The sequence below is a fragment of the Syntrophales bacterium genome (genome assembly GCA_023229765.1).
GTDB lineage: Bacteria > Desulfobacterota > Syntrophia > Syntrophales > UBA5619 > DYTH01.
In genome coordinates, this window is record JALNYO010000037.1 from 1 (window position 1) to 16,732 (window position 16,732).

The window sequence follows — 16,732 nt, forward strand, 5'->3', positions numbered from 1 at the left end:
GTTTATGATACCGTACGAGTTATGAACAAAGCAGTGGGAGGAGGATCTACTCTACAAATCATGCTCTCTGGCATCAGGTGAAACACAGATTCTCTCCTCCCATTTTACCCCGGCGTCCCAGGGTAGTTTACAACATTCTTGGCCCCATGAGAACACAAGGTGGAGACAACAAAAAATGCATGTCTTTTTGGTTAAGCAGTTCGGGTTGAAAGCTGCTATAAAAAATCATCGTCCTCCCTCGTTGACTACAATAGTCGTCAAATACTTGATATGTTTGATATCGCCGATGAGTAAATGGTAGAGAATAAGATCAACCGGTTGAAACGAAAAAATTTCGTATGCAGTAACAGGACACAATGACCGGCCCCCCTAAATAAAAAAGGTTGATTTCCAATCGGGATCAATGTAATTATCCCCAATCGACATTAATTCTTATTGGGGTTAAATATTATGCTTGATTATATCTATCGCCCTGAAGACCAGTCCATTTTCACGGGTCGTGAGAATGAAATCAGCCAAATTGAGCGGCATTTACTGGGGGAGCGGCCGGCCGACCTGCATCTCTCCGGCCTGCGACGCATCGGGAAATCGATGCTGATTAAGGAGTTTATCTGCCGCCATAGCGCCGACCCCGATGTTCTTTCGGTATACATCAACATGGAGGAACTGTCGGAAGCACCGGAGGATTTTGCCGTCAAGTTTATCGGCTGGCAATTCTATTGGCTGTATGGCAAAGGTGAGACCTTGCCCCTCCCCTACCTCCATCTCCCTTCCCTGATCTTCCAGGTGCCGGATCAAGCATTACGGGAGGCACTACAACCGGTTTTACATGAACTGGAACGGTCGCGGCCCGACCGCCAGCGCCTATTGCAAGAGGCTTTTGCCTTTCCATCCCTCCTGGCTCAGTTCAGCGGGCGACGGGTGCTCCTGTTTCTCGACGAATTTCAGGAGATCGCCAGTCTTACCAAATTCAGCCAGGCCAAGAACATTCTCAGCCTATTACGGGGAGCCAAGGACCGCGCCGCCAATGTCGTCTGGTGCATTTGCGGCTCCATCATCTCGGAAATGGAGGCGATCACCCGTGAGAGCCAGAGCCCGCTGTTCGGACAGTTCACCCATCTTCCTCTCTACCCATATACTCGCAGCGAATCGGATGCGTTGATTCGCAAGTTCATCCCCAAAATGGACAATCGGCTCGCCGGCCTGCTCCATCACTTCAGCGCCGGCAATCCTTTTTATCTCGTTCAACTACTGCGCCGCCTGAACCTCTTTGCCGGACGGGGAGAATTGCTGACAGAAAACCTTGTCAAACGTGCATTCGTGGCCGAGACCCTCTCCCCCGGCGGGTTGATCCACGCCTATTGCACCTACCTGTACAACATCTCTTTGCAGCGGGCCAAAGGGTATGGCGTCTTGAGGTCTATTCTCGACCTGATCGCCGCCAATGACGATGCCATGACCCAGTCGGCGCTGGCCCGGCGGCTGCGGATGACCCAGGGGGCGGTGCGTACCAACCTGAAAGAGCTGGAGCGGATTGGCCTTCTGCACGAGCGGGATCGGCGCTACTATTACACAGACGCCATCCTCCGCTATTGGGTCGCCTATGTTCAGCATGGCATTGAAGCGCCCGAGTTTCCCGGTGAACGTGATCTGATGGCGATTATGAGCGAACTGGACAGAAAATATCAGCAAAAGGTGCAATATCCTTGACACGCAGGAGCAACGCCTTTATAGACGTCCTCCGGGAAAACAAATTTCCAGTACTGGCTCACTATCATTTCCGGCAAAGGAAGGAATCTCCGTGGCTCAAGAAAAGACCGATCTGATCCGGCAGTACCTGTCGAAAGTGAGAACGGCCAACAAGGAACTGACAAAGAAAGAGGCTTTCAAGGATCTCTTGAACCGCCTTTACGGCGCCGACCGGGAAATACTTGACGTGATCGATCGCATGTCCCTTGGCGCCGAGGCCGCCGTGGTCAACATTCCCCGTAAAGACGGCCTGCACCGGGGCAGCGCCGACACGCTCTTCAACCGGATCATCATCGAATTCGAAAACGATCTAAAATTCTCCCTGAAGCATGCCAAGGAGCAGTTGGCAGGCTACCTTCTGGGCCAATTCAAATCGGGAGAAGGGTATCATTTCACCCTGATTGCCTCAGACCTGATCACCTGGCGGGTTTTTGCGCCCGATATAGCCTGCTTGGATCGCCTGGATACGCTCAGGGAAGACGAACTTATATTGAATGAAATCGAAAGCGCCGCCATCACCCTTTCGGACGATAACGCCGAGGATTTTTATTACTGGATTGACCGTTTTCTTTTTCAGGAGGAAAAGCAAAAGGCCACCCTCAAGCGGATCGAGGAGGCCTTCGGCTATCAGAGCGCCGTTTTCATCGAGTGCTATCGGATATTCACCGCCTGGTTCCGGGAAGCCAAACGATATGGCGAAGTTCAGGTCGCCTTCGAGCAGTGGCGAAAGTTTCTCAGCGTCGCCTATGGGTCCTTCGACGCCCGGGAAACGATCTTTCTCATCCACACCTATCTGAGCATCTTCGCCAAGATGCTGGCCTACGCCTTCGTTTCCAACGACGAGTACTTGAGCGACCAGGAAATCAAGGGGATTCTCGACGGCAGTATCTTTCAGAAACGCAACATCGCCAATTTCGTCGATGATGACTTCTTTCACTGGGTCACCGGGGACCAAAGCTTCCGGAATCTTCGGAAGGCCTTTCGCCTCATCGCCCAGGAGATCTCCCTGTTCGATTTTACTGCTGTGGACGAGGACGTACTGAAAGGCGTCTACCAGGAGTTAATCGATCTCGACACCCGCCGCGCCCTGGGGGAGTATTACACCCCCGATTGGCTCTGCGAGCGGATCGTCGGGGAGTTCACATTCGCTCCCGACAGCGCCATTCTGGATCCCGCCTGCGGCAGCGGCTCTTTCTTGCGGGCGACCATCCGGCGGATCAGGGAATTGTATCCCGACAGATCTGTCGAAGACGTCAATGACATGGTCTATGGCATCGACATCCATCCCCTGTCGGTCCAGATCGCCAAGACGACCCTCCTTTTAGCCTTGGGGAAAGGCGTCATCGCCGCGAAAAGGCCGATTCATCTGAACATTATCCTCGCCAATACCCTTTTGGCCCCCGAAGGCGTGGAGGATCTCTTTGGAAATGAGTTTACCCTGCCCATCGACACGGAAAAGTACGTTTTGAATACGAAGGTCTTCGAGAATGTCCACCTGTTCGACAACGCCTTGGATACCTGCGAAGAACTCTCCGCCTGGGGTCTGCATCAACTGAAGATGACCAAAAAAGATTTCGTGACCGTCCTGGACCGTCGGGTGGCCGGAGGCGTGAGCCGCCAGCAGGCGGACAGTTTCTACGAGATATATCTCGGGTTGAAGACGGCCAAGGAACGGGGACGGGACAGCATCTGGAAGTTCATCATCCAGAACAACTACAAGCCCTATTTTCTTTCCGGAAAGTTCGATTTCATCATCGGCAATCCGCCCTGGTTTACCTACAGTTCCATTAAAAACGAAGAATACCAGAACATTCTGAACGACCTGGCCGAACGGTACGACGTGAAACCCGAAAAGGCGGCCAACTTTCCCCATCTGGAGATCGCCGCCATATTCCTGGCCCACTGCGGCGCGTATTTCCTGAAAGAAAATGGGCAACTGGCCTTTGTCCTGCCGCGAAGCTTCTTTAGCGCCGATCACCATGACAATACCCGCAGCGGCCGGGCGTTGGGTTATAAAATCGCTCGCATCTGGGATTTGCAGGACGTCTCGCCCCTGTTCCGGGTTCCCGCCTGCGTCCTCTTTGCCGATAAGGCCGAAGGGAAAAAGAAGCGTAACCTTCCGGCGGCCGGCGTTCCGGGTATCGTTATGCACGGCAACCTGCCCACCCATAACTGCAATCTCCAGGCGGCAACGCCGCGGCTCCACGAAACGCCTGTTGTCTGGCATTATGCGAAACAGGGGCGGGCATCGGCCTTCTCGACGCGGAAGTCGAAGCCTGCGACCGCCGAAAATCCCTACAAGAGCCGGTTCCGGCAGGGCGCCACCATCGTTCCCCGGGCGTTCTTCTTTGTCGAGCTGGATCAGGAGGCGCCTCCCGATTTTGCCGACCGACTGATTTCCGTCAAAACGGCCGAATCCATCCAGGCCGACGCCAAGGCGCCGTGGAAGGGGATCAAGTGGAGCGGGAAGATCGAAAGTCGGTTTCTCTTTCGGACGGCCATTGCCCGGAGCATCCTGCCTTTTGCCCTCCATGATCCCTCACTGGTGGCGCTGCCCATAACCGCTGACCCCGATTCCCAGGGGGAAAAAAGAATCCTGCTCTACGGCCCCGACGAGCTCCTCCGCGAAGGGTGGACAAACGCGGCCCGCTGGTTCAGAAACGCCGAAAATATCTGGAAAATCGCACGCACGGAAAAGAATCAAGTTATCAGCAGTGTAAATTACCTGAACTGGCAGAATAAATTGACAGAGCAGGCCTTGGATGCCCCATGGCTCGTTCTCTACAGTGCCTCCGCCAAGGACGCCAATGCCGTGGCGCTGGGGCGCGATAGTCTCGACCTGGATTTCTTCATCGATCACACGACCTATTGGCTCGCCTCCCACGACCCCGAAGAGGTGTTCTATCTGGCGGCCATCCTCAATTCCGCCATTCCCAACGCCCTGATGAAGGATTTCCAGTCCAAGGGCCTGTTCGGGGAGAGGCATGTCCATAAGAAGATCCTCGATGTCTTTTTCCCCCAATTTGACCGGAACAACGCCGCTCACGCGTCCCTGGCCACCCTCGGCCGGGCGGCTCACGAAAAGACCGCCCGGTATCTAACGGAAAACCCGCCGCAGCCATTTCTCGCGGCCCTTCCTCTGGGGCGCCTCCGACTGGACATCAAACGCTATCTGGTCCTGGAAATGACTGAAATTGATAAGATAGTGCGGAAGATCATCACCGGCGCCTGATCGGCGACATCCATGCGAAAGGGATTATCGACCACATAAAAACCAGGATAAACTTTATAGTTTTCAGGAGGCGGGGCTAATCCATATTGTCTGTACGTCATCAAAGAGTTACAGGCTGTAATATAATCGAAGCCCTCGTTTAATAAATGCATTTTCATGAGTGAATGATCCGGAATATGTGGAGAATCGTTCCCATTGGATTAAGTGAAACGTAATCAGATCAATATCGGGAGTACGGAACTATGAAACATAAAATGACCGGGGTGATTCTCGCGGGGGGAAAAAGCAGCCGCATGGGGACGAACAAGGCGTTTTTGAAGATTGCAGAAGAGAGACTAATTGACAGAAATATCCGTCTCTTAAGGAATATTTTTAAGGACGTGCTTATTGTCGTCTCAAATCCGCAGGAATATCTGCTGAAGGAGGCGACGATCGTTACCGATATCTTCCCGGAAAAGGGGGCGCTGGGCGGCATTTATACCGGACTTTTTTTCGCTCCGGATAAATACGCCTTCGTCATGGCCTGTGACATGCCCTTTTTAAATCTTAGTTTTGTTGAATACATGGCAGAAAAGGCGAAAGGCTACGATATTGTTGTTCCTTCTCCTCCGGATGGCCTGCAGCCGCTTTGCGCCATTTACTCCCGGGTTTGCCTGCCGGCGATAAAGAATCTCCTCGATAAAAACCGGTTGCAGATAAGGGGATTCTATCCCGGCCACAAGGTTTTGGAAATCCCCGCCCAGGCGCTCAGCTCGTTCAACCCGACGGGAAAAATGTTCGCCAACCTCAACACCCCTGAAGACTTCGCTTCATTTGCGAAATCCGAATTGCCTGAGGCAGGCTAAATTTCGGAACAGCTTCAACTATCGATGGTCACTTCATCCTTCTTATCTTTGTAATCCTTCATTACGTTCTCCCAGCCCTTGATACAGCCGTAGATAACAAAACCGATCGTGGCAACCACAATACCGAGGCCGAAAAACAGCAGGGTATTTGCGGGAATAGTAAACATCTGCGTCATCGCATATTCTCCTTCCAATTGATTTCAGGCCCGCTCAGCGATAAGGCCTCACAGGTCTTTATATTCGAACCATCTTCAGCAGGGGGTTCCTTTTCCGTATCCCCGCTATAATCTCATCCAGCTCCTTGTTTCTTCCGTGGCAGAATAGATAACCGCTCTCCTTGGGCAACTTGAGCTTGAGAAAACCGAATCCTCCGGAAAACCGGGATCCCTCTATTTCGCGGACATTCTTCGCCGGAAGCTCCAGACGCCGCCTTAAACTTTTCAAAACCACTTGCCCCTCGCAATCAAGGGAGATATGGTAAAACAGACCCAGGGACCAGAACCAGGTGAACAGATAGAAAAAGGCGATCATGAACGCGTAGAGCTTGTCTCCCATGAATTCACCGTGCTGGAACTTCTGGTAAATCAGCGGCACAGTCGCGACGGTCCAAACCAGCAACACTCCGTAGAAAACAGCCATAAAAAGCACAGGGGCTTGAAAAACAGTCTTTTGTTCCATCCTTCTATCCAATGACAACCCCATTCTTATTTTGAATCAGGGGTTCAGCGGCAGGGGAAAAACCCGTCGCCGAACCCCTCGCTATCTGCAAAACGACTTGCGCCCACTGCGCGCCGCTCAGTTCCCCATAAGAACCTTGGGCACCCAGAGGATGATTTGCGGAAACGCCATGCACAGAACCATGCCAACAAACTGCAGGCCCAAAAACGGGAAGGCCGATTTCCAGACGTCCACAGTGGAGACCTCTGGCGGCGCGACGCTCTTGAGATAGAAAAGCGACATGCCGAAAGGCGGCGTTAAAAAGGACATCTGGAGGTTCACGGCAAAGAGCACCCCGAACCAGATCGGATCGAACCCGAGCTGGCGGATGATCGGGCCAAAGAGGGGAATTGTGAGCATGATGATCCCAACCCAGTCAATGAAACAGCCCAGGAAGATCAGAATGCCCATCATGATCCAGAGGATCGTCCATCTCCCCAGACCGGAACCGATAAGCATGGAGTTCACAAATTCCCCGCCGCCCACCATGATGTAAAGCGCGATGAAAACGTTTGCCCCGAACATGGTCCACATGACCATGCCGGTGGCCTTGATTGTGTTCGTTGCCGCTTGCACAAGATCGCTCCAGGGCATTCTGCCCTTAACCTTGGCAATGATCCAGGCCCCCAGGCAGCCGACCCCCGCCGCTTCCGTCGGGGCCGCAATCCCCATGACGATCGTCCCGAGGACGAGGAAGATCAGGATCGCGGCGGGAATGATCGGGAGCGCCACCTTAAACAGGCCGGCCCAGTCCAGCCGCTCCTCCTTCGGGACGGGGGGACCGAGTTTGGGGTTGATATAGCAACGGATCGTGATGTAGATCATGTAAAGCCCCGCCAGCATGAATCCCGGCAGGAAGGCCCCGGCATAGAGCTGGCCGATGGAGGAGTTATCCACCATGCCATAGACGATCAGCATGACGCTCGGGGGAATTAAAATCCCCAGCGTGCCGCCGGCCAGAATGCCTCCCAGCGCCAGCCCCTTGTCGTACTTGCGGTTCAGCATCTGCGGCAAGGCGATCAGCCCCATCGTCACTTCCGTTGCTCCGACCACGCCGGCCATGGCCGCCATCATCGTGCAGGCGGCGACCGTCGCCGTGGCAACGCCGCCCTTGAGCCAGCCCAGCCAGTGGTAAACCATCATATAAATGTCCTCGATGACCCCACTCCGTTCAAGGATATTCGCCATCAGGATAAAAAGCGGAATAGCGTCCAGCAGATAGTTGGTCATCAGGCCGAAAATCCGCGTCGGAACGATATTGACCGCAGACGGACCCTGGAAGATCGCCGTAAAAAGAATGCCCACAAACCCGGTGGCAAAGGCTACCGGCAGACCCATAAACATTACAAAAACCATGCTGCCGAAAAGGAGGATGGTTATCCATTCAATGCTCATTTAAATTCCCTCCCTGTAAAGGCCATGTGGGCGTCCCGGATGGTCCAGACGATACCCTGCAAAAGCAGCAGCACCCCGCCGAAAGGCATCAAGAATTTGACGGGATAGAGGGGAGGCGCCCAGTCGGTGAAGGAATTCTCGCCGATGATCTCGATGCCGAACAACGTGTTTCCCGCGCTCATCATCTGGGAACTCCAGTAAAAGTTCCAGGAGGTCCAGATATAGACCAGAACAAAACAATAGAAAAAAACGCTGGTGATCAGATCCAGGATGGCCTTGGTTCGGGGGGTCCGGGTCGCATAGAACACATCCACCCGCACATGGGCCCGCCAGAAGTGGGCGACGCCCACCACCATGACGTAGTACATCGCGAACAGGCTAAACATGGTTTCATGCCCCCAGTTCGTCGGCATGCCGAAGACGTAGCGCATGATCACCTCGAAGGAGATCACGACCACACAGAGCAGCGATACATAGGCCATCATCTTGCCAACGAAGAAGTTGGTCTTCTCGACGGCCATCATAAAGGTCCTCAATTTGTCCATAAATCAACCTTTCCCTGTTTCTTTTCCGGTCCCGCCGCCGGAGCGCCTTCCGCACGGGAAACCCAACGCGAGACCGCTTTGAAAAATACCACCTAATGTCACCCCGGCGGAAGCCGGGGTCCAGAAGGCATTAAAAAGACTGGATACCGTCTTTCGACGGTATGACGCTTTTCCGAATTTCAGGAGTAATTCAAAGGTCTCAACGCAGGCAGCCCCCGGAAAACCGTTCATAAAAAATGAGGGAGGGGGAAATCTTCCCCTCCCTCTCCCAAGACGGAAATCAGATAACCAGTTTCTTGCCCTTGCTGTCAACCATATCCTTTTCGTTGTAGTACGCGATCTTCTCGGACTTCATGTACTCCCACTGGGACTTGAAGGCCTTCATCGCCAGCGGATCCTTTTTGGCCCACTTCACCCACAGTTCGGGGGCAAACTTTTTGAATTTTTCGATATCGCTTTCCTTCAGATGGATGACTTCGACACCCTTGGCCTTGTACTTGGGAATCGCCTCGAGGTCGGCCTTCTGGATCGCCGTGTAGTGATCCCAGGAGTGCCACTTCACCGCCATCTCCAGCAGCTCCTGGAGGTGCTTGGGGATCTTCTTCCAGGAGTTCATGTTGATGTTGATGCTCATTAAGTCAACGGGCTGGTGGAGGCACGGCGTCGAGGGGGGGCCCATGATGATGTACTTGGCGATTTCGGCAAACCCGAGGTTGTAGTTGATCGCCCAGCCGACGAAGTCGGAGGCGTCGATAACTCCCTTTTCCAGTGCGGGATAGACCTCGCCGCCCGGGAGCAGTACCGTGGAGACGCCGGCCGCCCGGTAAATGTCGGCGATGATCCCACCCGGATACCGGATTTTCTTCCCTTTAAAATCTTCAAAAGAACGGATCGGCACCTTGGAGTGGATCAGGTTGTCGTCATGCTGGATCGGCCCGATGTAATGCATGTTATGGGCGCCGTAGGCCTGACGGGCGATTTCCCTGCCTCCCAGAGCATCGTACCAGGTATCCCACTGGTCGGGACGATCCAGGGCGAAGGGGTAGGAGGAGAGGAAGGTGGCCACCGGGATCTTGCCGGGCCAGTAAACGTCGAAGCAGTGCATCGAGTCGAACACACCGGATTTAACCGCATCGAACATCTCGAAGGTTCCGACGAGGGCGCCAGCGGGCAGACATTCGATCAGCAGCTTGCCCTCCGTAACCGCGGCAACCTTCTTGCCGAAATCCTGAAATTTCACGTACCCCACGGTGCCCGCATCCCATGCTGTCTGCATCTTCAGTTTTATCGGCGCCGCAGCGGAAAGACGCATTACGCCCGGAAATCCCATAACGCCTGCAGCGCCTCCGGCCACAACGGCCGCCGTCTTCAAAAAGTTACGACGAGATTCCTTACCCGCGCCCTTTGCCTGTTCCGCTTTCTTCTCTTTTTTGACTTCGCTCATAATTCTCCTCCTTCTTTTGTTATGCTGCAATTCCCTTCCGGGATGAAACCCGGAACTCCCTGTACATCACTGCATTTTGAAGTTTAAAAGTAGGTTAACCGTTCGTTCCGCGTTCCGCTTACTACTATCAGTCACGAGCTACGTCAAGCCTTCGATTGACCGGACGTTAAAAATAAATGACCTCATTTAAAAATCATTGCAGAGCCTTCTGCAAGAGCTGCACCGTATGGACCACCTTGATCGCCGGATCGAGATGGTTGGAAATGGTCAGGCTGCACCCCGGACAGCCGGTCGCGCAAAACTGCGCCTTGGTCGCCTCGATGTTGTCCGTCTTGCGCTTCGTGATCTTCGCCGAAATCTCCGGATAGTCGATCTGAAAAGAGCCGCCTCCGCCACAACAGTCAATCGCGCCGTTCATTTCCACGAATTCCACGCCCGGGATCGACTTCAGCAGATTCCGCGGCTGCGCAATCACCTTCTGTCCTTTCGCCAGATGGCAGGGATCGTGATAGGTAACCCTGATCTTCTCGCCGGCCGGCTTCATCGCCGGGAGCCATTCCTTGTGGGAATCGATGAACAAGCTGACGTCCTGAACCTTTGCCGAAAGCAGCGCTGCGGCCTTCAGCTCCTGGTCAGTCACGTCCTCGCCCAGATCCTGCAGCTCCTTCAAAATAGGATAGTACTCGTTTTTCAGCGATGCGCTGCAGGTAGCGCAGTCGATGATGACCGCATCGACATCCTCCCGCGCGAAGAGGCGCAGATTTTCCCGGATTACCTCGATTGAGGCCTTCCGCTCTCCCGAAAAGAATACCGGCAGTCCACAGCACCCCTGGTCGCTCGGGATGATCACCTCTACGCCCATCTTGCTAAGGACATCGACCACCGCCAGGCCGACGTCGCCGTAGAGGTATTTGGTGGCGCAGCCGTGGAAATAAAGCACCCGGGCATTGGTCTTCCCCTGCTTGGACTGAACCACCTCCGGGACCATCTCGTTGAAGGGCTTTTCGTTCAGTTGCGGAACCCGCTCGACGGAAAGGGCGCCGGCGCTTAGCTTCGACTCAATCCATGCTCCCCCGAAATTGCGCCGCGCCCACTCCCCGAATGTAACAGAGGCCGACATTAACCAGCGGCTGGAAAGAACCCTGAACATGGACCGTTTGCGCCAGTCGGCGCCGTATTTCTGCAGTGCGCGCCAGCGAACCCCCGAAAAAAGGCTCACCTGATTGACGCCGCTTGGGCAATTGGCGACGCAGGAACCGCACAGCAGGCAGGTTGACAAAAACGTCTTCTTAACCTCCTCCGTCAGGCTCAGATCGTTTTCCAGCATTTTCTTTGTAATCTGCACCTTGCCGCGGGGACTGGCATGTTCCATGCAGATTTCCCGATAAACAGGACAGTGGGCCGAGCATAACCCACACTTTATGCAATGATAGACGTTCTCCGCCGTATCGTTGCCGAGCAATGCCTTATGTTCCATAATAAGCGTTTACCTCTCTTTCCTGCTTTTTCATATTCCGCCGACATACCGGCCCGGGTTGATGATGCCGGTCGGGTCGAATTTCTCCTTGAGTCCCCTTGCCAGGCCGACATCAGCGCCAATCTTTCCCCAGACGGAGACATTTTCCTTAATAAAGCGCGGAGCTTTTTCCACAACGAGATTCCCGTCGTTTTTCACCGCCGCCTCGGTCATCTCCTCGATTAGCGTAACGATCGCCTCCTTTTTCGCCCCCGCATCCCGGCCGGTCAGAATCGCCGTGGTAAGGATTCCGCTTCCGGCATGGCACGCCAGGGCGCATTCGAACCCCGCTTTTTGCGCAACCTTTTCCGCGGCTGCCATCATTTCCGTCCCTCGGGAAATGACAAAATTCGACTTGAGCACAACCAGGTCGGGATGGTTCTTCGTCAATTCATCCGTAAAATCACCATACGCAATCCAGAAATCCCGATGCCCGTCACCTTTGAGGGAGATCGTTCCCTGCGCCCCTGCCTTGAGGCCCATTTCCGTCATATCGGCGATTTGCCGCTCCACCGCCTCGACGATCCCTTCGAGCCCGACAGCGATGATGTAATCGCCAGAAAGCGGAATCATCTTCCGGCACGCGGCGACTGTTGCGGGGGTCATGAGTTCCAGCGCCGCTGGGTAGTAGAACGACGGGAACACCTTGTGGAAAAACGCATCGGCATCCTTCAGGCTTGCAAAAGCAAGAAAAAGGGTTGCCGCCGACTCCGGCTTCAAATAAATCCGGAAGGTCGTCCGGCAGATCAACCCCAGCGATCCCAGGGAACCGATCATCAGCTTGGTCAGGTCGTAACTGGCGACGTTTTTCATCACCTTGCCGCCGGCATGGACAATATCCCCGTTGGCGAGCACCGCAGTATTGCCCAGGATGATGTCGCGCAATCCCCCGTAGAGAAGCCGCCTGGGCCCGTTGGAGTTAGTTGCGACAACCCCACCGATCGTCGCCCCCTGGGAATGGGGCGGATCAAGCGGCAAGAAATAGCCCTCTCCTTCCGCACTCAATTTTGCCTGCACCTCTGACACTTTAGCACCGCACTCCACTTCGATGGTAAGATTGGCAATATCGTAATCAGCGTAGCCGCTCAGTCTCTTTGTTAAGAGGAGCACATCGGCCCTTTTCGGAATGCCGCCCAGCGACATCTTCGTGCCGCCTCCCGTGGGAAGCACTGCCAGACCAAGCCCGTGGGCGGCGGCCATGACCTTTGATGCTTCAGCAATTGTTCCGGGAGAAACGATCAACCCGGGGGCAACGCCATCCACCGCCAGGGCCTTCAGTTTGTCCTGATCGGCGGCAACATTGGCGTCTCCGACAATCTCACGGAAAACATCAACATGATTATCAGTTCTCGGCATATGCAATCTCCTTTGCTCCGCAGGCTTCACTTGCCATCAGATTCAGCTTGCCGGGGTTCAGGATGCCTTCAGGATCAAAGGTCATCTTGACATTCTCCAACGCGGCGAGATCCTCGGAACAGAACTGAAGATTCAGGGCCGCCAGTTTTTCCACCCCGACGCCATGCTCGCCGGTAATCGTTCCCCCCATTTCGACGCATAACTGCATGATCTCAAAGGCAGCTTTGTGCACCCGGGCCAGTTCATCCTTGTCCCTTTCATCAAACAGGATAAGCGGATGCAGATTACCGTCGCCGGCATGGAACACATTGGCTATCTGGACATCGTACTTTTTGCCAATCTCGCCGACGCGCCGGAGCGTTTCGGGAAGTTTTGTCCGGGGAACAGTGCCGTCGTTGACAAGATAGTTCGGCCGCAGCCGGCCCGTAGCGCCGAAGGCCCCCTTGCGCGCCATCCAGAGCTGATCGCGCTCCGCGTTGGTTTTCGCCAGCTTCACATCGCGGACATTATTGGCCTTGCAAATAGCGACGACCTGTTCAGCAAGCCTGCCCAACCCATCCTGCAAACCGTCGAGCTCGATCAGCAACATCGCCGCCGCATCAATCGGCAGTCCTATCTTGTAGAAGGACTCGACGGCGTTTATAGCCACATTATCCATCATCTCCAGCGTCGCCGGCACCATTCCCGCCTTGACGATCCCGGACACCGTATTGGCGCCGTCTTCAACGGTATTGAAAATAGCGAGCAGCGTTTTTACCGCTTCGTTTTTCGGCATGATGCGCAGAATGATTTTGGTTGCAATCGCCAGCGTGCCCTCGGAGCCCGTTATCAGACCGATCAGATCGAACCCGGGATTGTCGAGTGCTTTTCCGCCGAGCTTGATTATCTGGCCATCGGCCAGCACCACCTCGGCGCCAAGCACGTGGTTGCTGGTAACGCCGTATTTGAAACAGAGCGGCCCGCCGGAATTTTCCGCCAGATTGCCACCGATTGTCGTAGCCTTTTCACTCGCCGGATCCGGCTGATAGAGATAACCGAGTTTCGCCACCGCGTTTTTGATATCAAGCGTAATTGCCCCCGGTTCAACAACAACCCGCTGATTTTCGAGATCAATTTCCAGTATCCGGTTCATCCTGGTCATCAGCATCACGATGCCGCCCTTGCTCGGAACCGGACCACCGCTAAGCGACGTGCCGGAACCGCGGGCAATCAGCAGAATTTCATTTTGATGGGCAAACTGCGCAACCTGGGAAACCTCTGCCGCCGACTCCGGAATAACTACAAAGTCGGGCTTCCCCTTGATCAGGGAGGCATCATAGCCGTATATCTGCAGCTCCATTTCCGATGTCAGCACATCGTCTTTTCCGACTATTTTTTCCAGTTCGGTAATAATTTTTTCTTTTTCCATGACGATCCCTCACAAGCCCACTTCAGACAGGCGATCCCTGAAACCCGAATCCGCTGTGCGAGAGCTTTGAAAATCTATACCCTTTTGTCATTCCCGCGCAGGCGGGAATCTATAAGTTCCCGAAAAGACCAGATTCCCGTTTTCACGGGAATGACAATTAACAACATTTCGGGAGAAATTCAAAGCTCTCTGTGCAGCAATCAGCGACATATGAACATAAATTCCCAGATTAAATCTAAAAAAGGCGAAGCAATCAGTGAAAACAGAAGATCGCTTCGCCCTTTATTACTACGCGGCCCTACCCCACTGGTTAAAGCGGGAATACAGCCTTATGCCTGATTTTTTAAGGATAGCCGCAAAAATCACTCTTATGCCCTCATTGTTACTTCTTACGCATTGCTTCCAGCTCGGAAATCTCTTTCATCGTCGCCAGGATCTGCCGGGCATTATCATAAACCGGCGTATCGACCATCTTGCCGTTGAAGGAAACAGCGGCGGCGCCCTTGGCAAGGCCCTCTTCCTCGAACACCTTCACAACGCCGGTTGCCCAGACGACATCATCAGCGGAAGGCATGTAAAGCTTGTGGGAAGGCTCAATCTGGCTGGGATGGATCAGCATTCTTCCTTCATAACCCATCTGCCGGCCTTCGAGAACGCTCTTTTCAAACGCCTCCATATTCTTGAAATCGACAAACGGGCAGTCAATCGCAACACAACCGGCGGCGCGGGCGGCAACGGCGGTAAAATAACGGCCATAAAGCTGCTCTGTGCCCTCGGATGTGAGTTTTACCCGCATATCCTTCGTATAATCCACCGCCCCGAAGATCAGAGAGTTAACCCGTTTGCTGGCAACAGCGGAGTGGTAGGCATGGATCATCCCCTTGGCCGTCTCGATCAAAAGCTGAATCGCGACGGTTCCAACCGGAATGCCGCGGCGTCTTTCGAGCTCCTCAAGTTTCCAGTCTAAACGCTTCACGTTGTCCGGCTCCCCTGTCTTCGCCAGGCAGACGCCGGCAAGCCCCTCATGAACAACCGCTTCGAGATCGTCGTTGGTCATCAGGGTTTCCCAGTTGTTGATCCGGACATACACCTTGGAGCCGCCGGTTCCGGCAAATTTCAGATTCTCTTTGACCACCTCGCGCGCCCGCACCTTTTCGGCGGGGGGAACGGAATCCTCCAGATCGAGGGTAACAATGTCCGCGCCCGTCTCCGGCGCCTTGCCTACCATCTTTTCGTTGTTGCCGGGGATATAAAATACCGATCTCATTACTGTCATAATAATTGCTCCTTTCGTTTATAAGTTGTTTATCTCAGTTTTCCCTGTTGCTTGAGTTCTTTGAGCCGCTGGGGAATTTCATTGGGGTTATCCACAACGATAATTCCCGCTTCTTTAAGTCTGGTAATCTTGTCCTGGGTGGAACCGCTTCCCCGCTCGACGATCGCGCTGGCGTGGGAAAATTTCATCCCGGCGGGCGCCCAGGCCCCGGAAACGTAAATAATAATCGGTTTGGTGAACTTTCCGGAACGGACCAGCTCCGCCGCTTCCTCTTCGTGATGGCCCCCCATCTCCCCGAAGATCGCCATCGCATCCGTGTCCGGGTCCTCCTGGAAAAGTGGCAGCACATCGGCAAACGACATCCCGGTCACCGGTTCCGTGCCGACATGGATGACGGTGCTGACGCCGAATCCTGCCTGGTGGATTACATAGGGAAGCGTTCCCGATTGCCCGCCGCTCCGGGAGATGACGCCTACGTGGCCGGGAACGAAATGCTGCGTCGCAAATTCGACAGATCCCCCCAGCCAGCCCAGGGCGCCAACCCCAGGAGAATTTACCCCGATCGAGCCGGGGCCAAGGAGCATCGCCCCTTTTTGCTTCCCATAGGCGACCATCTCGAGGATATCGTACAGCGGCACGCGCTCCACCGGCATGACGATCCACTTGATATCCGAATCGAGGGCCTCGAAGACGGCATCCTTCAAACCCGTCCCCGGAATAAAGGTGACCGATACATCGAAAAGGCCATGATTTTTGACCGCATCCTTCACCGTATTGTAAACGGGGATTCCATCAACTTCCTCGCCGCCGCGACCGGGGGTAACGCCGGCAACGACGTTCGTCCCCATATTCTTCATGAATCGGGCGCGCATCGACCCTTCCCGGCCGGTGATCCCCTGAACTACCACCTTTGTTGTTTTTGTAAGCAGGATAGCCATATTTTCACCACCTTCCTGGATTTAAGATATTCCCATCTTGAGCCGGTACTCTTCCAACCCCGGCGTCGGCGCCTCGATAGTTAAAGCACCGTTACCCCTGACTCTGCACTCATATTCACAAGCCAAACACTCCGTTCCCAGACGCAGGGCGTCGCCCTTGACAGACGGAATTCCGGCGTCCGTCAGAACCAGAATTCCCCGCGCATAGGTTTTGCATGCCGCGATACACGCCTTCGTCGCGCAATCCCGACACTTGACTTCATCAATAATGATTTTTATTGTTTTTTCCTGAAATTCCATGGGCGGCCTCC

General features: G+C 54.3%; 14 protein-coding genes. 3 read left to right on the forward strand and 11 right to left on the reverse strand.

Features of this window, described 5'->3' with window-relative positions; translation table 11 throughout:
- Window positions 1-450 precede the first annotated feature (450 nt).
- From M0P74_14780 to M0P74_14790, 3 genes are all read left to right on the forward strand, one after another.
- Complete coding sequence (locus M0P74_14780) at window positions 451-1,710, forward strand: AAA family ATPase (GenBank protein ID MCK9364849.1); 1,260 nt, start codon at window positions 451-453, stop codon at window positions 1,708-1,710.
- Between the two features lie 91 nt (window positions 1,711-1,801).
- Window positions 1,802-4,981, forward strand: a complete 3,180-nt coding sequence (locus tag M0P74_14785) for an N-6 DNA methylase (GenBank protein MCK9364850.1) — start codon at window positions 1,802-1,804, stop codon at window positions 4,979-4,981.
- 242 nt (window positions 4,982-5,223) lie between these two features.
- Window positions 5,224-5,826 carry a molybdenum cofactor guanylyltransferase gene (locus tag M0P74_14790; protein MCK9364851.1) on the forward strand — a complete coding sequence of 201 codons (603 nt, stop codon included), beginning with the start codon at window positions 5,224-5,226 and terminating at the stop codon, window positions 5,824-5,826.
- A gap of 14 nt (window positions 5,827-5,840) precedes the next feature.
- On the opposite strand, the gene M0P74_14795 is transcribed toward M0P74_14790, so the two are convergent.
- The 11 genes from M0P74_14795 to M0P74_14845 all read right to left on the reverse strand — a co-directional run bounded on the left by M0P74_14795 (window position 5,841) and on the right by M0P74_14845 (window position 16,721).
- A complete protein-coding gene (locus tag M0P74_14795; GenBank protein MCK9364852.1) occupies window positions 5,841-6,002 on the reverse strand; it encodes a hypothetical protein in 162 nt (53 codons plus the stop codon).
- A gap of 58 nt (window positions 6,003-6,060) precedes the next feature.
- Window positions 6,061-6,504 carry a hypothetical protein gene (locus M0P74_14800; protein MCK9364853.1) on the reverse strand — a complete coding sequence of 148 codons (444 nt, stop codon included), beginning with the start codon at window positions 6,502-6,504 and terminating at the stop codon, window positions 6,061-6,063.
- 117 nt (window positions 6,505-6,621) lie between these two features.
- A complete protein-coding gene (locus tag M0P74_14805) occupies window positions 6,622-7,938 on the reverse strand; it encodes a TRAP transporter large permease subunit (GenBank protein MCK9364854.1) in 1,317 nt (438 codons plus the stop codon).
- Complete coding sequence (locus tag M0P74_14810) at window positions 7,935-8,483, reverse strand: TRAP transporter small permease subunit (protein ID MCK9364855.1); 549 nt, start codon at window positions 8,481-8,483, stop codon at window positions 7,935-7,937. The genes M0P74_14805 and M0P74_14810 overlap by 4 nt, the downstream gene beginning before the upstream one ends.
- 280 nt (window positions 8,484-8,763) lie before the next feature.
- On the reverse strand, window positions 8,764-9,927 hold the full coding sequence (gene dctP, locus M0P74_14815) for a TRAP transporter substrate-binding protein DctP (GenBank protein ID MCK9364856.1): 1,164 nt from the start codon (window positions 9,925-9,927) through the stop codon (window positions 8,764-8,766).
- Between the two features lie 193 nt (window positions 9,928-10,120).
- Window positions 10,121-11,404: a (Fe-S)-binding protein gene (locus M0P74_14820; protein ID MCK9364857.1), complete on the reverse strand. Its 1,284-nt coding sequence runs from the start codon at window positions 11,402-11,404 to the stop codon at window positions 10,121-10,123.
- Window positions 11,405-11,434: 30 nt separating this feature from the next.
- A complete protein-coding gene (locus M0P74_14825; GenBank protein ID MCK9364858.1) occupies window positions 11,435-12,799 on the reverse strand; it encodes an FAD-binding oxidoreductase in 1,365 nt (454 codons plus the stop codon).
- On the reverse strand, window positions 12,786-14,207 hold the full coding sequence (locus tag M0P74_14830; GenBank protein ID MCK9364859.1) for an FAD-binding protein: 1,422 nt from the start codon (window positions 14,205-14,207) through the stop codon (window positions 12,786-12,788). Before M0P74_14830 ends, M0P74_14825 begins: the two co-directional genes overlap by 14 nt.
- Before the next feature lie 382 nt (window positions 14,208-14,589).
- Complete coding sequence (locus tag M0P74_14835) at window positions 14,590-15,483, reverse strand: CoA ester lyase (protein ID MCK9364860.1); 894 nt, start codon at window positions 15,481-15,483, stop codon at window positions 14,590-14,592.
- A 29-nt stretch (window positions 15,484-15,512) separates the two neighbouring features.
- Window positions 15,513-16,421: a succinate--CoA ligase subunit alpha gene (locus M0P74_14840; protein MCK9364861.1), complete on the reverse strand. Its 909-nt coding sequence runs from the start codon at window positions 16,419-16,421 to the stop codon at window positions 15,513-15,515.
- 21 nt (window positions 16,422-16,442) lie between these two features.
- Complete coding sequence (locus M0P74_14845) at window positions 16,443-16,721, reverse strand: hypothetical protein (GenBank protein MCK9364862.1); 279 nt, start codon at window positions 16,719-16,721, stop codon at window positions 16,443-16,445.
- Window positions 16,722-16,732: the final 11 nt, after the last annotated feature.

What these genes read in the sequence shown, in the direction of transcription:
- M0P74_14780 (MCK9364849.1), top strand. Translation starts at nt 451, where the DNA reads ATGCTTGATTATATCTATCGCCCTGAAGACCAGTCCATTTTCACGGGT.
- M0P74_14790 (MCK9364851.1), top strand. Translation starts at nt 5,224, where the DNA reads ATGAAACATAAAATGACCGGGGTGATTCTCGCGGGGGGAAAAAGCAGC.
- M0P74_14795 (MCK9364852.1), bottom strand. Translation starts at nt 6,002, where the DNA reads ATGACGCAGATGTTTACTATTCCCGCAAATACCCTGCTGTTTTTCGGC.
- M0P74_14800 (MCK9364853.1), bottom strand. Translation starts at nt 6,504, where the DNA reads ATGGAACAAAAGACTGTTTTTCAAGCCCCTGTGCTTTTTATGGCTGTT.
- M0P74_14805 (MCK9364854.1), bottom strand. Translation starts at nt 7,938, where the DNA reads ATGAGCATTGAATGGATAACCATCCTCCTTTTCGGCAGCATGGTTTTT.
- M0P74_14810 (MCK9364855.1), bottom strand. Translation starts at nt 8,483, where the DNA reads ATGGACAAATTGAGGACCTTTATGATGGCCGTCGAGAAGACCAACTTC.
- dctP (MCK9364856.1), bottom strand. Translation starts at nt 9,927, where the DNA reads ATGAGCGAAGTCAAAAAAGAGAAGAAAGCGGAACAGGCAAAGGGCGCG.
- M0P74_14820 (MCK9364857.1), bottom strand. Translation starts at nt 11,404, where the DNA reads ATGGAACATAAGGCATTGCTCGGCAACGATACGGCGGAGAACGTCTAT.
- M0P74_14825 (MCK9364858.1), bottom strand. Translation starts at nt 12,799, where the DNA reads ATGCCGAGAACTGATAATCATGTTGATGTTTTCCGTGAGATTGTCGGA.
- M0P74_14830 (MCK9364859.1), bottom strand. Translation starts at nt 14,207, where the DNA reads ATGGAAAAAGAAAAAATTATTACCGAACTGGAAAAAATAGTCGGAAAA.
- M0P74_14835 (MCK9364860.1), bottom strand. Translation starts at nt 15,483, where the DNA reads ATGACAGTAATGAGATCGGTATTTTATATCCCCGGCAACAACGAAAAG.
- M0P74_14840 (MCK9364861.1), bottom strand. Translation starts at nt 16,421, where the DNA reads ATGGCTATCCTGCTTACAAAAACAACAAAGGTGGTAGTTCAGGGGATC.
- M0P74_14845 (MCK9364862.1), bottom strand. Translation starts at nt 16,721, where the DNA reads ATGGAATTTCAGGAAAAAACAATAAAAATCATTATTGATGAAGTCAAG.